This window comes from Nodosilinea nodulosa PCC 7104 (assembly GCF_000309385.1).
Taxonomy (GTDB): Bacteria; Cyanobacteriota; Cyanobacteriia; order Phormidesmidales; family Phormidesmidaceae; genus Nodosilinea; species Nodosilinea nodulosa.
Genome location: NZ_JH976537.1, coordinates 2,395,656 through 2,414,744, shown reverse-complemented (window position 1 = coordinate 2,414,744; position 19,089 = coordinate 2,395,656). Strand labels below are relative to the sequence as shown.

The 19,089-nt window shown below is 57.7% G+C and carries 21 protein-coding genes and 2 tRNA genes; 14 read left to right on the top strand and 9 right to left on the bottom strand.

The genetic code is table 11. From position 1 onward, the window contains the following. Nucleotides 1-32 precede the first annotated feature (32 nt). From LEPTO7104_RS0111050 to LEPTO7104_RS0111025, 6 genes are all read left to right on the top strand, one after another. The gene (locus tag LEPTO7104_RS0111050; RefSeq protein WP_017298640.1) at nucleotides 33-1,112 is read left to right on the top strand and encodes an ABC transporter substrate-binding protein; all 1,080 of its coding nucleotides are present in this window, start codon (nucleotides 33-35) and stop codon (nucleotides 1,110-1,112) included. A gap of 182 nt (nucleotides 1,113-1,294) precedes the next feature. Continuing rightward, complete coding sequence (locus tag LEPTO7104_RS0111045; RefSeq protein WP_017298639.1) at nucleotides 1,295-2,065, top strand: ABC transporter ATP-binding protein; 771 nt, start codon at nucleotides 1,295-1,297, stop codon at nucleotides 2,063-2,065. Nucleotides 2,066-2,282: 217 nt separating this feature from the next. Continuing rightward, nucleotides 2,283-3,119: an ABC transporter permease gene (locus tag LEPTO7104_RS0111040; protein WP_051158492.1), complete on the top strand. Its 837-nt coding sequence runs from the start codon at nucleotides 2,283-2,285 to the stop codon at nucleotides 3,117-3,119. A 161-nt stretch (nucleotides 3,120-3,280) separates the two neighbouring features. After that, complete coding sequence (locus LEPTO7104_RS0111035; protein ID WP_017298637.1) at nucleotides 3,281-4,354, top strand: aromatic ring-hydroxylating dioxygenase subunit alpha; 1,074 nt, start codon at nucleotides 3,281-3,283, stop codon at nucleotides 4,352-4,354. Between the two features lie 49 nt (nucleotides 4,355-4,403). Then, nucleotides 4,404-4,712 carry an isochorismate lyase gene (locus tag LEPTO7104_RS0111030; protein ID WP_017298636.1) on the top strand — a complete coding sequence of 103 codons (309 nt, stop codon included), beginning with the start codon at nucleotides 4,404-4,406 and terminating at the stop codon, nucleotides 4,710-4,712. A gap of 35 nt (nucleotides 4,713-4,747) precedes the next feature. Next, nucleotides 4,748-5,779: an aromatic ring-hydroxylating dioxygenase subunit alpha gene (locus LEPTO7104_RS0111025; protein ID WP_017298635.1), complete on the top strand. Its 1,032-nt coding sequence runs from the start codon at nucleotides 4,748-4,750 to the stop codon at nucleotides 5,777-5,779. 27 nt (nucleotides 5,780-5,806) lie between these two features. On the opposite strand, the gene LEPTO7104_RS0111020 is transcribed toward LEPTO7104_RS0111025, so the two are convergent. Then, nucleotides 5,807-6,154: a HepT-like ribonuclease domain-containing protein gene (locus LEPTO7104_RS0111020; RefSeq protein WP_026072590.1), complete on the bottom strand. Its 348-nt coding sequence runs from the start codon at nucleotides 6,152-6,154 to the stop codon at nucleotides 5,807-5,809. Continuing rightward, nucleotides 6,144-6,377 (bottom strand): nucleotidyltransferase family protein, encoded by a 234-nt coding sequence (locus LEPTO7104_RS0111015; protein WP_017298633.1) that lies wholly within the window; start codon nucleotides 6,375-6,377, stop codon nucleotides 6,144-6,146. Before LEPTO7104_RS0111015 ends, LEPTO7104_RS0111020 begins: the two co-directional genes overlap by 11 nt. A 179-nt stretch (nucleotides 6,378-6,556) precedes the next feature. On the opposite strand from LEPTO7104_RS0111015, the gene LEPTO7104_RS0111010 reads away from it, so the two are divergent. Then, nucleotides 6,557-7,963 (top strand): amidohydrolase family protein, encoded by a 1,407-nt coding sequence (locus LEPTO7104_RS0111010; RefSeq protein WP_017298632.1) that lies wholly within the window; start codon nucleotides 6,557-6,559, stop codon nucleotides 7,961-7,963. A gap of 366 nt (nucleotides 7,964-8,329) precedes the next feature. Here LEPTO7104_RS0111010 and LEPTO7104_RS0111005 read toward each other — a convergent pair whose 3' ends face one another. Further along, nucleotides 8,330-8,896, bottom strand: a complete 567-nt coding sequence (locus tag LEPTO7104_RS0111005; protein WP_017298631.1) for a hypothetical protein — start codon at nucleotides 8,894-8,896, stop codon at nucleotides 8,330-8,332. Nucleotides 8,897-9,026: 130 nt separating this feature from the next. Then, nucleotides 9,027-10,406 carry a phospholipase D-like domain-containing protein gene (locus LEPTO7104_RS0111000; protein ID WP_225886964.1) on the bottom strand — a complete coding sequence of 460 codons (1,380 nt, stop codon included), beginning with the start codon at nucleotides 10,404-10,406 and terminating at the stop codon, nucleotides 9,027-9,029. Nucleotides 10,407-10,615: 209 nt separating this feature from the next. On the opposite strand from LEPTO7104_RS0111000, the gene LEPTO7104_RS0110995 reads away from it, so the two are divergent. The 4 genes from LEPTO7104_RS0110995 to LEPTO7104_RS38170 all read left to right on the top strand — a co-directional run bounded on the left by LEPTO7104_RS0110995 (nucleotide 10,616) and on the right by LEPTO7104_RS38170 (nucleotide 13,942). After that, on the top strand, nucleotides 10,616-11,650 hold the full coding sequence (locus LEPTO7104_RS0110995; protein ID WP_017298629.1) for a M42 family metallopeptidase: 1,035 nt from the start codon (nucleotides 10,616-10,618) through the stop codon (nucleotides 11,648-11,650). Nucleotides 11,651-11,711: 61 nt separating this feature from the next. After that, nucleotides 11,712-12,176 (top strand): CBS domain-containing protein, encoded by a 465-nt coding sequence (locus LEPTO7104_RS0110990; protein WP_017298628.1) that lies wholly within the window; start codon nucleotides 11,712-11,714, stop codon nucleotides 12,174-12,176. Between the two features lie 144 nt (nucleotides 12,177-12,320). Next, entirely contained in the window at nucleotides 12,321-12,983 is a 663-nt protein-coding gene (nblB, locus tag LEPTO7104_RS0110985; RefSeq protein WP_017298627.1) for a phycobilisome degradation protein NblB, read from the top strand. A gap of 509 nt (nucleotides 12,984-13,492) precedes the next feature. Beyond that, entirely contained in the window at nucleotides 13,493-13,942 is a 450-nt protein-coding gene (locus tag LEPTO7104_RS38170; RefSeq protein WP_071527219.1) for an ATP-binding protein, read from the top strand. Nucleotides 13,943-13,952: 10 nt separating this feature from the next. Here the strand turns inward: LEPTO7104_RS38170 and LEPTO7104_RS0110980 are convergent, their stop codons facing one another. Next, entirely contained in the window at nucleotides 13,953-14,255 is a 303-nt protein-coding gene (locus LEPTO7104_RS0110980) for a DUF6439 family protein (RefSeq protein ID WP_040696502.1), read from the bottom strand. 117 nt (nucleotides 14,256-14,372) lie between these two features. Here LEPTO7104_RS0110980 and LEPTO7104_RS0110975 point away from each other — a divergent pair, with 117 nt between their 5' ends. The 3 genes from LEPTO7104_RS0110975 to LEPTO7104_RS0110965 all read left to right on the top strand — a co-directional run bounded on the left by LEPTO7104_RS0110975 (nucleotide 14,373) and on the right by LEPTO7104_RS0110965 (nucleotide 15,023). Next, on the top strand, nucleotides 14,373-14,753 hold the full coding sequence (locus tag LEPTO7104_RS0110975) for a sll0565 family protein (RefSeq protein WP_017298625.1): 381 nt from the start codon (nucleotides 14,373-14,375) through the stop codon (nucleotides 14,751-14,753). Between the two features lie 104 nt (nucleotides 14,754-14,857). Then, nucleotides 14,858-14,942, top strand: a tRNA-Tyr gene (locus LEPTO7104_RS0110970). 9 nt (nucleotides 14,943-14,951) lie between these two features. Next, nucleotides 14,952-15,023: transfer RNA gene (locus tag LEPTO7104_RS0110965), tRNA-Thr, on the top strand. A 152-nt stretch (nucleotides 15,024-15,175) separates the two neighbouring features. Here the strand turns inward: LEPTO7104_RS0110965 and LEPTO7104_RS0110960 are convergent. From LEPTO7104_RS0110960 to LEPTO7104_RS33485, 4 genes are all read right to left on the bottom strand, one after another. Next, on the bottom strand, nucleotides 15,176-16,108 hold the full coding sequence (locus LEPTO7104_RS0110960) for a lysophospholipid acyltransferase family protein (protein ID WP_017298624.1): 933 nt from the start codon (nucleotides 16,106-16,108) through the stop codon (nucleotides 15,176-15,178). Nucleotides 16,109-16,232: 124 nt separating this feature from the next. Next, the gene (locus tag LEPTO7104_RS0110955; RefSeq protein ID WP_026072586.1) at nucleotides 16,233-16,712 is read right to left on the bottom strand and encodes a YchJ family protein; all 480 of its coding nucleotides are present in this window, start codon (nucleotides 16,710-16,712) and stop codon (nucleotides 16,233-16,235) included. 32 nt (nucleotides 16,713-16,744) lie between these two features. Continuing rightward, nucleotides 16,745-17,809 carry a DUF4268 domain-containing protein gene (locus tag LEPTO7104_RS0110950; protein WP_017298622.1) on the bottom strand — a complete coding sequence of 355 codons (1,065 nt, stop codon included), beginning with the start codon at nucleotides 17,807-17,809 and terminating at the stop codon, nucleotides 16,745-16,747. A gap of 133 nt (nucleotides 17,810-17,942) precedes the next feature. Then, on the bottom strand, nucleotides 17,943-18,941 hold the full coding sequence (locus LEPTO7104_RS33485; RefSeq protein WP_017298621.1) for a GDSL-type esterase/lipase family protein: 999 nt from the start codon (nucleotides 18,939-18,941) through the stop codon (nucleotides 17,943-17,945). Nucleotides 18,942-19,089: the final 148 nt, after the last annotated feature.

Genomic DNA, 19,089 nt, shown 5'->3' with positions numbered 1-19,089 from the left:
TTTGCTGTTCTCATCTACTTGGGCTTTTTGTGATGACGTTTCCTCTTGCTTCAGATTCCTTGGCTTTCAATCGGCGGCGGTTTTTGCGCTACAGCTCTCTGGCTTTGGGGGCAGGGGTGTTAGCGGCCTGTGCTAGCGGCACCCAAGACACAGTATCGACCGATGCGGCACCCTCAACGCCCTCTGGCGAACTGGACAAGGTGACCTTTGGCACCAGCTGGTTTGCCCAGGCCGAGCACGGCGGCTTTTATCAGGCGGTGGCCACCGGCATATATAAAGAGCACGGCCTTGATGTCACTATTAGCATGGGTGGCCCGCAGGTCAACGGCAACCAGCTGCTGATGGCTGGGGCGCAGGATTTTAAGATGGGCTATGCGATCGACGCCATCAACTCGATTCAGGAGGGGGTGCCCAAGGTGACGGTGGCGGCGATCTTTCAAAAAGACCCCCAGGCGCTGATGGCCCATCCCGACGTGGGCATCAACGCCTTTGAAGACCTCAAGGGCAAGACAATTTTGATGTCGACCAGCGCCCACACCACCTTCTGGCCTTTTCTAAAGGCGAAGTATGGCCTCAGCGATGACCAGATGGGGGTTTACACCTTTAATGTGGGGCCGTTTGTCGCCGACAAAAATATCGTGCAGCAGGGCTACATTACCTCTGAACCCTTCGCCATTGAGAAAGAAGGCGGCTTTGAGCCAGTGGTGCTGCTAATGGCCGACCACGGCTACCCCAACTACACCACCACCATCGAAACTCGCCGGGAAATTATGGAGGGCAACCCCGATTTGGTGCAGCGGTTTGTGGATGCCTCGATTAAGGGCTGGTACAGCTATCTAGAGAATCCGGCTCCTGGCAATGAGCTGATTCAAAAGGACAACCCCGAGATGAGCGACGAGCAGCTGGCCTTTGGCCTGGCCAAGCTGAAGGAGTACGGCATTATTCTCAGCGGCGATGCCGAGAAAATGGGCATTGGGGCGATGACCGATGAGCGCTGGGAGAACATTTTCACCACCATGGCCGACCTGGGGACGTTTGACCCATCGGTGGACTACAAGCAGGCCTATTCGCTCGACTTTGTGAATCAAGGGCCAGAAGCTTACCAAACCTAGGCCATTCACCCCAATTTGCAGGATGGGCAAAGCGTGCCCATCGTTGCTCGAACCCCGGCGATGGTCACGGGCCAGCCCTTTGCCCATTTACGGAAATACCTGTTTATCGAATTGTTCACCTAAGACCCTCCAGGTCGGAGGTTTGGCCGATGATTGGTTCAAATTTATCTAGTGCGATCGCAATGAAGACCCAACCCATCCTCACGCTGGAGCATGTGGGCAAAACCTACGCCAACGGGACGGTTGCTCTACAAGATTTCAATCTGGCGGTGGAGCCCAATACCATTACCAGCCTGGTGGGGCCGTCGGGCTGCGGCAAAAGCACGGTGCTGCGAATTATCTCAGAACTGGGCGACCTGAGCACCGGGCGCATGACCTGGCGGAGCGGTAACGACCACAAGCTGGCCTACGTGTTCCAGGAAGCGGCGCTGATGCCCTGGGCCACGGTGATGGACAACATTCGGCTGCCGCTGAAGCTGGCCAAGGTGCCCAAACGGCAGGCGCTGGGGCTGGTTTCGGAGGCGATCGCCCAGGTCGGCCTCCAGGGCTTTGAGCGCGTCTACCCCCGCGAGCTGTCTGGCGGCATGAAAATGCGGGTCTCCATTGCCCGCGCCCTGGTCACCCGCCCCAACGTGCTGCTGATGGATGAACCCTTTGGCGCTTTGGATGAGATGACGCGCGGCAAGCTCAATCAAGATTTGCTACAGCTTCAGCACCAGCGCAACCTGACGATTCTCTTTGTCACCCACAGCATTTATGAAGCCGTTTACCTGGCCCACCGCGTCGTGGTGATGGCCTCGAAGCCGGGGCGCGTGGTGGCGGATATTGCGATCGACAGCCCCCACCCCCGCGACCCCGACTACCGTACCTCGGCCCAGTTCAACCGCTACTGCCGCGAGGTCTCCCACAGCCTGTCCGACGCCATGGGCGAATCCCTGGCCCTGGCGCTGTAGCAGTCTCTCAGTAATCGTAGGTTGGGTAGAACGAAGTGAAACCCAACGCAATCAACTCTTTGTTGGGTTCCGCCAGCGCTCCACTCAACCTACCCCGCAAAGAAACCCGGTTTCTGGGTCAAAAAGCCGTCGTGCCGCTAGTAGAGCGAAAAAGAAACCGGGTTTCTGACTACCCCAATCCAATATCGCCAATTCCAAATCCAAAATTGGTACAGCCATGCTTTCAACCACTCTTGAACAACCCACGGCAACGCCGAAATGGGTTAAGTCACTCCTCTCTCCCGATGTGCTGGCCCCCATTATTGTCGGCCTAGTCCTCCTCACCGCCTGGGAACTGGCGGTGCGCATCACCAATACGCCCCCCTACCTGCTGCCCGGCCCCATCCTGATTCTGCAAACCCTGGCGAAAGACTGGCCCACGCTAATCCCCTCCTGGTTTGTGACAATGAAAATCGCCTTCACGGCGCTGGTGGCGGCCACGGTTTCCGGGCTATTCGTCGCTATTCTCTTTGCCCAGAGCAAATGGATCGAGCGCAGCTTCTTTCCCTACGCGGTGCTGCTGCAAACTACGCCCATCGTCGCCGTTGCGCCGCTGATCATCATCTGGCTGAAGAACAATACCTTCGCCGCTCTAGTCGTCTGCGCCTGGATTGTGGCGTTCTTTCCCATCGTGTCGAACACGGTGCTGGGGCTAAACAGCACCGATCCGTCGCTGGTAAACCTGTTTAAGCTGAATAAAGCCAACCGCTGGCAAACTCTGTGGTATTTGCGATTGCCCACCAGCCTGCCCTACTTTCTTGCCGGACTGCGGATCAGCGGCGGCCTGGCGCTGATTGGGGCCGTAGTGGCCGAATTTGTCGCCGGTACCGGCGGTGCCCAATCGGGCCTGGCCTACCAGATTTTGATCGCAGGCTACAACCTGCAAATCCCTCGCATGTTTGCGGCGCTGCTGCTGATTACAGTGTCGGGGATTGCCATTTTTGCTGCTCTCTCGGCTCTGTCGAACGTTTTGCTCAAAAATTGGCACTCCAGCGCTATGAAACACGAGAATTAGCCAATTTGGTCTCTTTTCCCCTCTTGGGAGGGGTGCCCGCAGGGCGGGGTGGGTCGCGGGGTCTTAATGACCCACCCCTGCCCCTCCCAGAAGGGGATGAACTCTCCTTTATATCTAAAAGAATGCTCGCTTTTCTCACATCACCTTTTCGGAGAACCCCCATGCTCACCACTCAACAGCCCGTGCTACGGCGCTTTTGGTATCCCGTCATTCCCCTCGACAACCTGCTCAGCGGTCCGCAATCCTTCACCTTGCTGGAAGAACCGCTGGTGCTGTGGATTGACGAGAATGGCCAACCGGCGGCCCTGCGCGATCGCTGCTGTCACCGTTCGGCCCAGCTCTCGAAGGGCATCGTCAAAGACGGCTGCGTGCGCTGCCCCTACCACGGCTGGCAGTACGACGCCAGCGGCACCTGCGTCGATGTGCCCCAGCTCGATGCGGGCGCGGCGATCCCCAAAACCTATCGGGTCGATTCCTTTCACTGCGTCGAGCGCTACGGCTACGTCTGGGTCTGCCTGGAAGAAAATCCGCTTCAGCCGATTCCCGAAATTCCAGAATTTGCCGACAGCAACTTTCGCTTCATCCACGAATTTTACGAACCCTGGAACGTGGGGGGGCTGCGGGCGATCGAAAATTCCTTCGACAGCGCCCATGGTCACTTCGTCCACGCCAGCTCCTGGGGCGATATGTCAAACCCCCAGCCGCCGCCGATCGACGACGTGACCGAGACCGACTTTGGCTTTGTGATGAAGCACTGGCTGGAGGTGCTCAACCCTGACCTGCAAAAGAAAAACCTGGGCATTGCCGAAGAAAAAACCATTCGCACCAACACCCGCACCTGGTACATGCCCTTTGCCCGCACGCTCAAAATTCAGTATCCCAACGGGCTAGAGCACGTTATTTTCACCGCCTACACCCCGATCGATGACCAGCATTCCCAGGTGGTGCAGTTCTGTCTGCGGAATGATACGGAAGCTGAGGCCAAAGCCGCCGACATTATCGCCTTCGATCGCCAGGTCACCTCCGAAGATAGGGTGATTCTAGAGGGCACCGACTGCGATGCGCCGCTGAGTTTGGCCGAAGAGCAGCACATGGCCAGCGATCGCCCCGGCATTCTCATGCGCCATCGGCTGGCTAAGCTGCTGAAGGAGCACGGCGAGGTGGAGCAGCGGCGAAAAGATAGCCCCGTCTCTCCAGCAACACCTGGCCTTCTGGAAAAGGCTGTCGTTGCTTGAAGTCTTTGACTGGTGGGCAGTGCCCGTCCTACCGCTCCTAATACCCCCAATGAATACTCCTGAACAGTGCCAGACCATGGCCGAAATTCGCGCCGAAATCGATCGCCTCGATCGCCAGGTGATTGCCCTGCTGGGCCAGCGATATGCCTACGTCAAGGCCGCCGCCAGGTTCAAAACCAGCGAGGCGGCAGTTCAAGCCCCCGATCGCGTCCAGGCCATGCTCCAGCAGCGCCGAGCCTGGGCCGAAGCCGAAGGGCTGAATGGGGATGCGATCGAAACCCTTTACCGCAACCTGGTCAACCATTTCATTGCCGAAGAAACGAACCATTGGCAAGAATCCCAACTAGGCGAATCCTAGGCCACCCTCCCACCCATCCACCCCTAAGGACCACCATGCTCGTCACCCAACACCCCGTTCTGCGCCGCTTCTGGTACCCCGTCATGCCAATCGCCGATCTCGCCGACGGCCCCCAATCCTTCACGCTGCTGGGGGAACCGCTGGTGCTGTGGCTGACCGCAGAGAGGGAACCGGCGGTCCTGCGCGATCGCTGTTGTCACCGTTCCGCCAAGCTCTCCATAGGAATCGTGGAAAATGGCTGCGTGCGCTGCCCCTACCACGGCTGGTCCTATAACTCTGATGGAGCCTGCACCAAAGTCCCTCAGCTCGACTCCGGTGCGGCGATTCCCAAGACTTACCGGGTTGATGCCTACCTCTGCGAAGAACGCTACGGCTACGCCTGGGTCTGCCTATCCGACGATCCGCTGCTGCCTCTGCCGGCGATCGCCGAGGCAGACGTCCCCGAAAATCGGCTGATCCCTCAGTTCTACGAGCCCTGGCAGTGCAGCGGCCTGCGGGTGATGGAAAACTCCTTCGACAACGCCCACTTCAGCATTGTCCATGCCGAATCCTTTGGCGTGACCGAGCAGCCCAAGCCCGCTAAGTCAGAAATTGTGCCGCTGGAACTGGGGCTCAAGGTTACCGCTACAGTGCCCGTGGTTAACCCGCCAACCCAGCAGAAAATCCTCAACATTCCTGACAGCCTCACCGTGCGCGAGGTGGAATCGACCTGGTACGCGCCCTTTAGCCGCACGCTAAAGATCACCTACCCGAACGGGCTAATGCACCTGATCTTTACGGCGGCGACTCCGGTGAGCGATCGCACCTCCCAGATTGTGCAGTTCTGCATTCGCAACGACCGCGAGGCCGACGCCAGCGCCGAGTCGATCATCGCCTTCGATCGCCAGGTGGTGAACGAAGACAAAGTAGTGCTGGAATCGACCGACTACGACACTCCGGTGGACGTGTCCTGTGAACAGCACATGTCGTCGGACCAGCCGGGGATCATCATGCGGCGGCAGCTGGCGGCGTTGATTAAAGCCCATGAGCAGGTTCAGCAGGATAGGGGTGTTTTATCCGGGGTTTAGAGTCGGTGGGCATTGCCCGCCCTACTGCTAAAGCGGTGAATTGTGCAGTAAGTGATGCAATGGCTGAATTAATGGCAGCAGATTATTACAAGCCGTTTCCCAGACGATCCTTCGTTCTACTCGAAAATAAGCATGGGCCATGATGTTCCGCATATCAGTCATTTGCCGCCAGGGCAATTCTGGAACCTGTTGCTTAATATCTGGTGGAATGTTGGCGGCAGCTTCACCAATGACAATCAGCTGATAAATCACCGACTCGACTAGAATCGGGTTGCCTTCAAAGGCTCGGAAGTCAAGGCCATTGATACGCTGCTGAATCGTTTCAATGACGCCCAAAATATCCTGAACTCGCGATCGCCAATTTCTAGAAGACATGGATGATATCTTCTAAAACTGGAGTTCTCAGGTGGTCTTTCAGAGAATCTACTGTGCCCAGGTCAATGGGACACTGAAGCAAATCTTCTAGAAAATACTGAATATCGAAAACTTGGAAAAACCCCACTGGCTGCGAGAATTCTACCAAAACGTCTATATCGCTTTTGGCGGTGGCTTCATTGCGGGCCACAGAGCCAAACAACCCAAGCGACTTTACCCCCATGGCCTCGAGAGTCAGCCTATGAGCCCTAATCTTGCCAAGAATATCGCCTCGACTAACGCCTGGGGACATGATCTACCGGCGAGAAGCTTCTAGTTCTACTTTACCAATGCTCTGGGCTACTCTCCAGCGCCATTCTCCCCGTAATCCGCCTTACTCCAAAACTTAAACGTCACAATCCCATGCAAACCCTGATCCAGTCCGTCCTTGCCCTGCAGAACGATACGCTTGAGTCCGTAGACGTCCTGCTGATTGGTTCCCAAATTCACACCGTCGCCCCCGCTGGCACCATTCCTGTTGCGCCTCACCAGCAGGTCATCGACGGCCAAGCCAAGCTGCTGCTGCCGGGGTTTGTCAATGGCCATACCCACTCTTCCCAGGTGTGGCAGCGGGGGCTGATTCCCCAACTGCCGCTAGAGCTATGGCTGGCCAACGTGTTCGACTCGACCCCGCAGCAGCTAGAGCAGTTTTACTGGGGGGCGGTGAGTACGGCGGTAGATACGCTGCTCTCCGGTGGCACCTGCGTCATGGATCACGCCTACGTCCTCCCCGGCCAGGAGATGGAAACGGTGGATGCTCTGGTGCGGGGCTATCGAGCGGTGGGCATTCGGGCGGTGATTGCGCCGCTGATCATGGATTTGCCCTTTGCGTCGGGCTTCCCGAAGGGGTGTCTGCTGCCCCAGTCGGCCTCGCCAAAATCGGCAGCTGAGCTGTTGGCGCTCATGGAGGCGATTATTGCTGAATTCCACGATCCGGACAGCGGCATTTACATTGGCCTAGGGCCGACAGGGTTCCATCGGTGTTCGGATGAGCTGTTGTCAGGCTGCGGAGAGATTAGCGATCGCCTCCACCTCTGCTACCACACCCACCTGCTCGAAACCCGCGCCCAGCATCGTTTAGCTCAAGAGCGCTACGGCATCAGCGCCGTACAGCATTTAAAGGATCTCGGCTGCCTCACTCCCCGCACCTCCCTGGCCCACGGCGTGTGGATCGACGATGCGGATATTGAACTCCTCGCCAGCAGCGGATCCACCCTTGTCCACAATCCGGTCAGCAATCTGCGTTTAGGCAGTGGTTTGGCGCCTATTCTCAAGTGTCGTCAGGCAGGATTGAACGTGGCCCTTGGCTGTGATGGGGCTGCCAGCAATGATGCTCAGAATTTGCTGGAGGTGCTCAAGCTCGGTATCATCCTGCACACGGTGACTGAGCAGGACTATGAGAGTTGGCTAACGCCGGAGCAGGTGGTGCAGATGGCAGCGGTGGGTGGGGCAAAGGCCGTGAACTTGGGCGATCGCACCGGCACCATCGCCCCCGGCATGGACGCCGACCTGGTGCTCTACAACCTGGACCATCCATCTATGCTGCCCTGCACCAATCCGCTCCAGCTCTTGGTATTAGGACGGCCTACCGAAGTTGTGGAATCGGCTTGGGTTCAGGGTAGGCAACTTATCGATCAGGGCCAGGTGCTTACAGTAGATACCGCTGTCCTGCACAATGTCCTGCGGCATCGGCCCCAGACAGTTCAAAAAACAGAATCTCCCCATCATCCCGTTGAGTCTCATTATCGGGATGTCATGCTGAAGCGATAAATGCTTGCCTCTAAACGCAGAACACAGGAAACTCCTGTAGTGATATCTTTTTATGGATCCGCAGGATAGGATTCCCCAGGCAAGTCATCTCGTCCTCAGGAATGTCCTCAGGAATATTTTGGTATCGTCCTCAGGAGTGTCCTCAGGACGTGCTAGTATAAGACCAAGGTTGAAGGGCCCAGGGAGACACCGCCCCCACTGGTGGGTTTAGCTCCCGCTGGCAAACTCCTGACGCCAGAGCGGCTGACAACCCGTCGCCCCTCCAAAAAGAGAGGTGATGCCAGTGCTACCACCAACATCACCACCAAAGGAAAAAAAGAAAACAGCTAACTTGCATTTAGACCAGCACTGGAACTGCTGGTCTTTTTATTTTAAACGCTTTGTGACCTTCCAGGCAATCTCGCCATTTTTTCGATACCCTGAGCGGCTGAAGACAAACCCGGCCTCGGCAAAGCGATCGCCGTAACCTTCCACTTCCCTAGGCGATAAATCCAGCAGCCCAGCCAGTTCGCTGGTACTAAATAGCCAACCATTTCTAGCCGCATTTTCGAGGGTCTCAAAATACTGCACCGGGTCGGGTTGCCCGAACCCCATCCGCCCCATCAATTCAGCCAGAGCGCCAATCATGCCCCCAAAATCATTAGGGGTGATTGTTAGGTCAGACCCAGTCCCAGACTGCCCGTTGCCGTTGTTGCCTGGCTGCTGCCGCAGCCCGCGCGCCTCTATAAATTCAGCGGCGTTACCCCCCTGATTGATAAAGACATGCAGTTCGTCCATGAGCCGAAGCTCCTGAGCGCCGATGTACGATCGCTGTCCTACCTTCTTTGGCACAATGCCCAGCTGCTCCATGCGTTTATACACGGCGCTGCGGGCGAGACTATAACGGTCTTGCAGCTGATTGACTGGATATCGATCAATTTCCCCAGGATTCATAGCTATCCTCTGGACAATCCTCAGGATGTTGCTTAAGTATCGCCCAGGAACCTGTCCTCTGGATAGTCCTCAGGATTATTTCGTGGGATATTTAACCTTAGCTATGGGTGATTTAGACCAGTTGCTCGGTTCAATGTCCACATTTTTCGGTTTGCTGGGCGATCGCATGCTGAAGCTGTGGAGTCATCCCCAGCTCTGCTCCGTCGTACAGACGCTGAAATTCGCGCTCAAAGTGAGCGGCTACGGTGGCGTTGCGAATCACCAGCAGGTTTTCGTCATTGGTCGTGTTGGCAGCCTGGCTCCAATTTTGGGAGCCGACCAGCACGATGCTTTGGTCGAGCACCGCAAACTTGTGGTGCATCTTGTCGCCAGGGGGCAACACTGGTACGCCAACGGTGGTGATGGGCTTTGCCCAGGGAACGCTGCCATCGGTTTTACAGCGGTTGTCGGGCAGGACTACTCCCAGCATGTCGAGTCCTTCGCTGTAGCTGCGGTAGGCAAATTCCGGGTCAATCACCGCTTTAATGGGCACTCCTCGATTGGCCACCGGCAGCAGCTGATGGCTAATCGCCTGCTCAGAAAACACAAACAGGGCCAGGTCAACGCTCCGGGTGGCCTGGCCCAGGGTTTTGGCAATTAACCCGTTGACGCTTTGCGCCCAGGGCTGAGTCTTAGACGTGGGAGAAAACTGCACCTCCAGCACCGATCCAGGGGTAGAGACCAGGGCCGAGGTGCGGTGAGGCTTTTGCAGCCCAAACAGACTGTCGGGCTGGCCGTCGGGGCCGTCGCCCCACAGGTAGCTAAACTCTTCTGCAAAGCGCCGGGCCAGAGGCTGGCTGTCGATCACTACCATGCTGTTGGTGTTGCCCCGGCTGTCGGGATTGGTAAAATCGCCGTGGGTGCCGCTAAGGGTCCAATTTGTCGAGCCTGTCACCACCGTGCGACCGTCGACCACCATAAACTTGTGGTGCATCAGGCCGCTGCCTTTGCTGCCGTCGGCGGTGTCGTCAATGAGGGGAATATTCGCCTGGGAGAGGATCGTCAGGGCATCGCGATCGCGCAGTTCCCCGTCGCTCAGCACGCCATCCTGGTTGGCGTCGATAAAGGCGTATAGATCGCTGGCCTTAGCCGCAGCGTGCTCATCAAGCTGGGCGAATGTGGCTGGATTCCCCCGCTTCGCCACGGGGGTGCTGTAGGTGTTCTCTACCACCACGCGCACCTCTATCCCGGCCGCTGCGCGATTGGCCAACGCATGGGCGATCCCCGGCAGCGAAAACTCGTGTACGGCTACATCAATGGAGGATTGGGCGGTGGCGATCGCATCTACCACCACCTGCTCAAGATTGTCGCCGTGGCGGGTAATGTGGCGGTAGGGGTCGGTGTAGATCGCCGCCTGGTTCTGGTTGAAATAGGCCTGAATGTATGGGTCCTGCGGTAGTGGATCGAGCGTGGGCAGCGTAGCCTCGCTGTGGAACTGGCTACTGACTCCTACAAACAGCAGAAGCCCCAACCCAAACCCGATCCCCCAGCGCACCCAAGGAGATTTAGGGAGTAGATGCACAAGCTTTACGAAGACTTTCGTTGTCTTTAGAAAGCCCAGGGGAGGGAGCTGGCTAACGGGAACTGGGGAAGATGTGGGTGCGGGGGTGATGGGGTGATGGGGTGATGGGTGCGAAAATGGAAGCAGAAAAATCCATCTACCCCGCCGACCCAAGCCCCATGCCCTACGACGATCTCTTCGCCCGCATTTCTGAAATGGTCCTATGCCACTCCCCCAGCGGTGCCGAGGAGGAAATTAACCAATATCTAATGGATGCGCTCGCCGATCTCGGGGTCGAGCACTGGCTGGATGAGGCCGACAACGTGATTGCCAAAATCCCCGGCAAAGACGACAGTCGCGCCATCGCCATTACCGCCCACAAAGATGAGATCGGCACCCTGGTCAAAAGCATCTACGCCGACGGTCGGGTGTCGGTGCGCAAGCTGGGCGGCGCGTTTCCCTGGGTGTACGGCGAGGGCGTGGTGGATTTACTCGGGGATCACCACACCATCAGCGGTATTTTGAGCTTTGGCTCGCGCCATGTTTCCCACGAGTCGCCCCAGAAGGCGCAGCAGGAGAGCAAGCCCGTCACCTGGGAAACCGCCTGGATTGAAACCAAGCGATTGCCCCAGGAGCTGGCCGACGCCGGCATTCGCCCCGGCACTCGGGTGGTGGTGGGCAAGCACCGCAAGCGGCCCTTTGCCATGGGCGACTACATCGCCAGCTACACCCTCGACAACAAGGCTTCCCTGGCGATTTTGCTGTGGCTGGCCGAGCGCCTGAAGTCCCCGCCCGTAACGGTGTACCTGGTGGCCTCGGCCAAGGAAGAAGTGGGCGCGATCGGTGCCCTCTATTTCTCCCAGCGCCATCGCCTGGAAGCGCTGATTGCCCTGGAAATTTGCCCCCTGGCTTCGGAGTACCCGATTCAGCCAGGGGAGATTCCGGTGCTGCTCAGCCAGGACGCCTACGGACTCTACGACGAGGGCCTGAACGCTGACCTGCGCCGGGCCGCCACCCAGAACACCGTGCCCATCCAAATGGCGGTGATCAGCGGCTTTGGCAGCGATGGGTCGATCGCCATGAAGTTTGGCCATGTGTCGCGGGCCGCCTGCCTCAGCTTTCCCACCGACAATACCCACGGCTACGAGATTGCCCATTTGGGTGCGATCGCCCACTGCGCCCAAATCCTAGAGCATTACTGTAACGACCTGTGACAGCCAACCGGTTAGCCAAGAACCTTTTCTAGAATGAATTTAAAGCGTATCAACCAGATTTATGGCCAAAACCGTTGCGGATGTAATGACCCCAAACCCGATCTCGGTACCCCCGGATGCCGAGCTGAAAGATGCCATCCAGCTCATGGCCGACAACCACGTCGGCGGACTGCCGGTGATCGACACAGACAATGCTCTGGTGGGCATCTTGTCGGAGTCTGACCTGATGTGGCAAACCACCGGAGTCGATGTGCCCGCCTACATCATGCTGCTCGACAGCGTGATATACCTCAAAAACCCCACCCAGTACAACCAGGAACTCCACAAAGCCCTGGGGCAACGGGTCAAAGATGTGATGACCGATCGCGTTGTCACCATCGCCCCCGATAAATCTCTGCGCGAAGCGGCTCACCTCATGCACGATAAACAGGTGCGGCGCCTGCCCGTGGTCAACCCTGAAAAACAGGTGGTTGGCATTCTCACTCGCGGCGATATTGTCCGTGAAATGGCGAATAGCTATGCATAACTCAAGATGAGGAAGATCAGGAAGGTAGAGAGCCTTTTCTTCCCCATCCCCCTATCCTCCCCATCTCCCCCGCCCCCACCCCCTATCGCCAGGCCCCAAAATGGCCGATAGTAGAGAGAGCAGATTTGTATTTATCTCTACAAAATGGCTATTACCCCAGACTCGGTTCGAGAACTGCTGCACTCCGACGACTACGGGGATCGGCTGCGGGCGGTCAATCAGATGCGCGAGCTAGATCCGACCGAGGCTTTCGAACTGGTTCAGCTGGCCGCCAACGACGGCAATGCCCGAGTTCGCTACGCCGCCATTAGCCAGATCGCTAGCCTGGGGCAGCAGGATTTGGCCACGGTAGAGCCGCTGCTGCTGCGATCGCTCACCAACGATCCCGAACCCGATGTGCAGGCCGCCGCCGCTGACACTATTGGCGGGCTAAAACTCAAAAGTGCCTATCCCGATCTGGCCGCGCTGTACCACAGCACCGACGAATGGCTCGTGAAATTTAGCATTGTGGCGGCACTGGGCGAACTGGGCGAACCCAGTGCCTTTGACCTCCTCCAAGAAGCGCTCGCCTCTGACAACGAGCTGATTGCCACCGCCGCTATTGGAGCCTTGGGCGAGTTGGGGGACAGCCGCGCCCTGCCGCTGCTGCTTAACCACGTCGGCCATCCCGATTGGCAAGTGCGCCATCGGCTTGTACAAGCCCTGGCCCAGTTTTCACAGCCAGAGGCCCAAACCGCGCTGCGTCAGCTTACCAACGATGAGTCTGACATTGTGGCTGGCGCGGCCCGGCAGCATTTAAGTAGCTAGCGCAGCCTATTTCTCATTTCTCAGCGAGAAGATTCACTGTTTTGCGCAGCTTAATATTGCGTAATCTTTTCCTCATATTCTGTTTCAAAGCAGTCCAGATCGGGCTTCACAGAGCAAGCTTTCCTATGGCTTATCAAAGGCTTTCGCAGGTCTTGACAAAGTTTGCTGATAGAGAAAACAAGATAAAACACCGCTGAAACAGTGACTTTGCCGCAATCCAATTGGCCATTGACGAGACCCTGGCAAAGTTTGCTATACTTAAAAAGTGGTCGTATTGCTATTTCCGGTACGCTTTCAACGGCTGGGGTTCCGGCTTAAGTAATGGCCTTAATCCTAACCGCTGAAGACCAAGACTGCTTAGAGCTACGCATAAGTGCTAGCCCAAGGCAACCCATAACAAATATAAATAATTTATTGGTCGTTCAAGATTGATTTTAATTAGTTGATGCTTGGTTTTTAAGCCAGGCGTTTGCACAGATATTCAACTCAAGACATTGGAGATGGCCTGAGTGATTGCAACTTCTCCATCTGCGCAGCAGCAAAAGTGGGACACCCTAAGCTTTGTATCAACGCTGTATTTGCAGCCTGTACTAGAGCTTTTGCTGAGAGATGTACCCGCCCCGTGGCAAGCCGAGATACGGCTTGGTTTGCAGGAAGCGCTGGTAAATGCAGCTAAGCACGGCAATCGGCTTGACCCGGCTAAGTGCATTTCTGTTAAGTACACCGCTTCAAACTCTCACCTGTGGTGGGTCATTGCAGACCAGGGAAGCGGGTTTAGCCACCCCTCCAGCTGTAGCGAAGCCAGAGATAGTAACTGTCATTCCCATCCCGGAGAATGTGGGCGTGGGCTATACATTCTTTACCAAATTTTTGATCAGGTCACCTGGTACAACGGTGGTTGCGAACTCCACTTGGGTAAAGTGGTACGGCAGCCCCGCCGACTGCCGCTAATTCGCTAAGGGTGCAATCTTATTCACCTTGCTGGCCAGGTTGATTGGCCCGGCGCTCTCCGTGGGTGGGGCAGGGCGGAGCCTGAAGGCTGTGGTCAAGCCAGCCGATGGCCTGTTCAGCTCGCACTAGAGCTTCCTCAGAGTTTTGCTTGAGCAAGAACACCAGTGCTGCAGCCAGTTGCTCGCTGGCGCGCACTCGGCGATCGCGGTTGAGTCGGTGCCAGTCGGCAGGCTTAATGGCTAGACGCTCCGCCAGCATTTGAGCCAGTTCCAGGGTGGTCATCTCGGCGGTGGACTTGGTGGACTGGGTCTGGGGCGTCATCGACGAATCAAAGGAAAAAGCCATAGTTACCGAAACCAGTTGGGGTTAACTAGAAGATATAGCCTGCCCTGGTTACTATATCGTGGGCAGAAATCATTACCATAACTATTGTGCACAATGAACCCAGGCGATTGGCGGCAGCGGCACCACAGCCAGCAAGGATCGATAGGCGATACCCCTGAACCATCTCCCCAGTCCCTAGCCGAACTCATGCACCACCTCGAAGGGTTGGAGGTGCGACTGCACCAGCTCAAGGCGGGTGTGGCTAACCTGGTCCAGCTCCAGCAGCTCCAGGCCCAGGTGCCCGCCGCTGATGCCCAGCGGTCGGCGGCGGAAGTGACTCGCCTGCAGGAAGCGGCCGACAGCTTTGAGCTGGAACTGGCCAGTCGGGTCGTCAGCTGGCAAAATTTGAAGGAACCCTTTTGGCAGGCCGTGCGTTTTGGTGGGTTGGGGGTTTTAGTCGGCTGGGGGCTGGCCTGGGTTGTCTATGCTCACTAAGCTCGGCTGTTACTCATGCGGGAAAAACGTTGAGGGGAGAAAACTTTTTAGCCTACCAAAACTAATTCCCCTTACATGTTAGGATTATAAATCGTGGATAGGGCGGGTCGGTGCCCGAGTGGTTAATGGGGGCGGACTGTAAATCCGCTGGCTACGCCTACGCTGGTTCGAATCCAGCCCGGCCCACCACGACAATTTGCCCTTATAGCTCAGCGGTAGAGCACTCCCTTGGTAAGGGAGAGGTCACGAGTTCAAGTCTCGTTAAGGGCTTTGAGAAAAATAGAGACGCTACCCTCACCGAGGGTGATACTAGAGTGCGGGATTCTGGCAAGGGCAGGGGGCTCAAAAAGTGCCCTGGTTCTGGGGTGCGGTGGTGTGGACCGTTGACTCCAGCGCTACCAAAGCAGAGCGCTACCACAGCGCTACCAAAACAGATGGTTGAGCCAGTGGCTGAGCAGCTTTGGCCCTTGGGGCTCTTGAGGGTTTTCTGGTAGCAAGGCCAGAAAGGCCTGCTCTAGCTGAGCCAGGGCTGCATCGATCGCCGCTCGCTTGGGCCTTGGCTGGTGGGGCACATGGACGGGCGGCCCAAATCGCAGGGTCAGCCGCTTGCGAAAGTAGAGGGTTTTGGTGCCAATAATAGCCACCGGGTAGATCGGCACCCCCGATCGCATGGCGTAGAGCACCGAGCCTCGCTTGAGCGGGTGCATGTGGCCTTCCTGCTCTCCCAGGCGGCCTTCGGGGAAAAGCATAACGCCATCACCTCGGGCCAGCAGCGCCTGCACGGCCTGATCGATCTGCCGCATTTGCTGAATTGAGCTGCCGTTGGGCACGTGGTCGAGAATTTCGGTAGCGAGGGATTGAAGGTCGGCCCGTCCGCTGTCGGCGGCGGCCATGACGGCTATTTCCTCCTTCCACCAGCGCTCTAGGGGAATGACGCCCCCGGCCCAGCCAATGAGCCAGCGCTTCCAGGGTTTGTTGTACAGCGTGCGGGCATCGCCCAGGATGTAGTAGTAGGGATAGGGAGGGCAAAAAGCCAGCAGCAAAAACGGATCCAGGTGGCTGAGATGGTTGGCGGTCAGCACGTTGGGCTGGGTGGGAATGTGTTCTGGATTTTCGATGCGCACCCGAAAGAAGCTTTTGATTAACCGGCGCATAGCCCAGCGGCGAAAGCGACCGCTGACTCGCCGATCGGCGGTGCCCGCTGCGATCGCGCTCAGCTCGGCCAAATCGGCCGTGATGCACTGGCGCACAATGGGGTTCTGGGAGATGGCAACCCCTTCCTGTACGCGGTCGATCACCGCTGGGGAGAGCACCACGGCTGGCTCAGCAGGCTGGATCTGGGTGGAATCTGTCATGGCTGCATTGGAAGATATCCTCGCAGATTAAGCTGAGGAAAGCGTGGTTCTGAGTATGGAATACCGGCATTGGGCTGAGCCAAAGTCGCCGATAATTCTTAACCCTTCGCTCAGGACTCTTTTCTCAGGGGCCGTGACAGGCTTTGTATTTTTTACCGCTGCCGCACCAGCAGGGATCGCTGCGTTTGGGTAACAGGGGCGGTAGAGCATCGCCATCGACGTAGAACCAGCGATCTTTTTGGCGCACAAACCGCGATCGCTCGTGCAGCTGGCCGGGTTTCGGATCTGCGTAGTAGGCCACAAACTCGACTGCACCTTGGCGGTCGGTGGCCTGTCCTGCCTCGGTGGCCAGTACTCGCAGCCCCAGCCAGCGCGTGCTAGCCATGCTCTGTAAAATGGCTGCCCGCTGCCCTGCATACCGTTGGGTGGGATGGTGAGTTGTAATTAGATAGTCAATGGTGCCCTGGTGGTAGGCGGTATAGCGCGATCGCATCAGCGCCTCAGCCGTCGGGGCCTTGGCTGTACCCAACAGGTAAAGCTGGCAACATCGCTCGAAGATTTCTCCACTTCCACAGGGACAGGCAGCCGTCGGCGTCACACCCATCTACTCTCCCACTCCCCTACTCTCCCACTCCGCTACTTCCGCGGATGGGCTGGCAAAACCAGAGCATCGGTCAAATCCGCTGTCCGCTTCTTGGGCAGGGGCTGATAGACATTGGCATCCAGCTGCTTGATGCGACCAGAGAAGGCTTCATAGAATCGCTCCAGGCAGTCGCAAAACCAGGTCTGGTAGTCGGGCCAGCGATCGCGATCGCCCAGATCTACCTCGGCCAGGGTGCTGGCTACCATACAGGCCTGCTCGCCGGTGCCGTCCCAAATCAGGGGCAGGCCGATTTCGTCGGCGATCGCCTCGCGCTCCTGGGCCAGCAGGTGAAAGTGGGGCTGGGCATCGATGCCCAAGAGCAGCAGCTCGGTGTAGAGGCTGCCGTGCTCGCGATCGAGAATGGCATTGAGCCGAAACCCGGCGCGGGCAATGGCAAAGCCCATGGTTGCCGCCGTGGAGGGCGACCCAGGCTTGACCAGGCTGCCCTGGCGATCCATGCGATCGCAGAGCCCAATCCAGAAGTCTAAATTTTCCTGCTGGAGTTCCGTTAGGGGTTCAGGCTTCGGCTCGCCGGGGAGTTCTGCCTGGGCCTCTGCCGGGTCAAATTCCTCAGACTCGGTAGCGCTGCCGTCCACAGCGCCGCAGGTGGGCATAAAGTTTGCCGCCATAGCCGCATTATCAATGCTCCACAGCTCCACAGCGACACCCAAAAACGTCACCTGGCTAGTCTGGTTGAGCCAGTCAAGGGTAAAAGCCACATTTGCAGAAAACGCCGGGGCTATCCACACTACAGTTGTTGCGCCTGCGATCGCCGTCCAGGCTAAGAGCTCCCCCAAATCAGCTATTTCAATCGCATCGAGATGGGCCGCCAGCACCACCAGCGCCTCATCGTCGGCGTCAGCTAGCAGGGTATAGCCCTCCGCTTGCGCCGCCTCTGCCTCAGGCAGGATGAGCTCTAGACCGATCGCTTCGCCCAGTAGCTCCAGGGTTTCTGGCTCTGTTAACCACTGTTGAAAATCGACCTGGGTCTGCCAATAGTCGGTAGGGGCGAGTTTTTTCAGTCGTCCCAACTTGGGTTTGGCAGATCGCTTAGACACAGGTATTCGCTCGGGCAAAGGGCAGTAGTTGATCCTATTATGGCGTGGCCTGAGCACACAAACTCAGGCGAGAATGCCGCCCTGGCCTCAGCAGCCTCCCTCAGGCAACCGCTGAGCACCCGGCCAAACCCTGCTAATAGCTGGCCAGGGCCGTCTCCCACAGGGTATATCCCTCAGGGCTGAGGTGCAGCCCATCGGTGGTGAGGTCCAGGCGGAGTAGGCCCTGGCTATCGCTAAAGGAAGGATTTAAATCCACAAAGGTAGCCCCCTGGTGGCTGGTCAGGGCCGCTAGGCGCTGATTGACGCGCTGAATGCGATCGCTCGACAGCGCGTTGATCCGGGTTGGCAAAATGGAATACACCACCAGCTGAGCCTGGGGGTGCTGCTGCTTCAGGCGAACCATCATTCGATACAGATTGTCTACCACTTCGGCTTCGGGCACCCCGTTCTTGAGGTCGTTGATGCCTGCCATGATGTGAATAGTCTGAGGGCGGGTGCCGGCAAAGTAGTGCAGCCGCCGGAGCATGTGGGCCGTGGTTTCACCCGAAATGCTCTGGTTGAGCCAGAGCTGGTCAGGGGGCAACTCGTCTACGGGTAGCCATAGGGCTAGGGAGTCGCCCACCATGACGGCTAGATTGGCCTGCCCCTGGCGGCGGGCCATCGTCGCAGCTTCAGCGGCCAAGAGCCGTTGCCAGTCGGCGTCGGTGGGGGAGACAAAGGCCCGCTGCCATTGGTCAATGTACTGATAGGGGTTCGCCTGGGCATATAACTCTCCGGCTGCAACGACTGCCAACCGAAAGTGGTAAAGCTGCGAGCCGGTAACCGGCTTTAGATAGCCACTATCTAGCGATGGCGATGGCGATGGGCGACGACCGGGCGTCATCACCTGAGTGGGGCTGGGCCAGCCGTTGACGGCGTCACCCATCGAGAGCGATCGCTCGGCCGCCGCCGGGGCCACCCCGGCCATGTTCCGTTCCCCCTTGGGGCCAGTGGAATTCGCCTGGTCTGGGGCCGAGGCCGTTTGGAAACCCGCGATCGCATTCGGCTCTCCTTCCCAGCCTGTGCCAGCCCCCTCAGGGGGGTTAGCCGCGCCGCTAAACATGAGCTGAGCCGCCAAAAGCCAAACGTCCATACTTTCGTTCTATGTAGACATCCCAATTTCTTTTCCGTGCCGCGACTGGGTCCATCAGGATGAAATCACTCAATCCAGTTGCAGAAGAGACGTTTTGCTGGCGAAAGAACTCCGTAGCTCAAGTCTGGCTGGGCTGGCCAATTTCTCT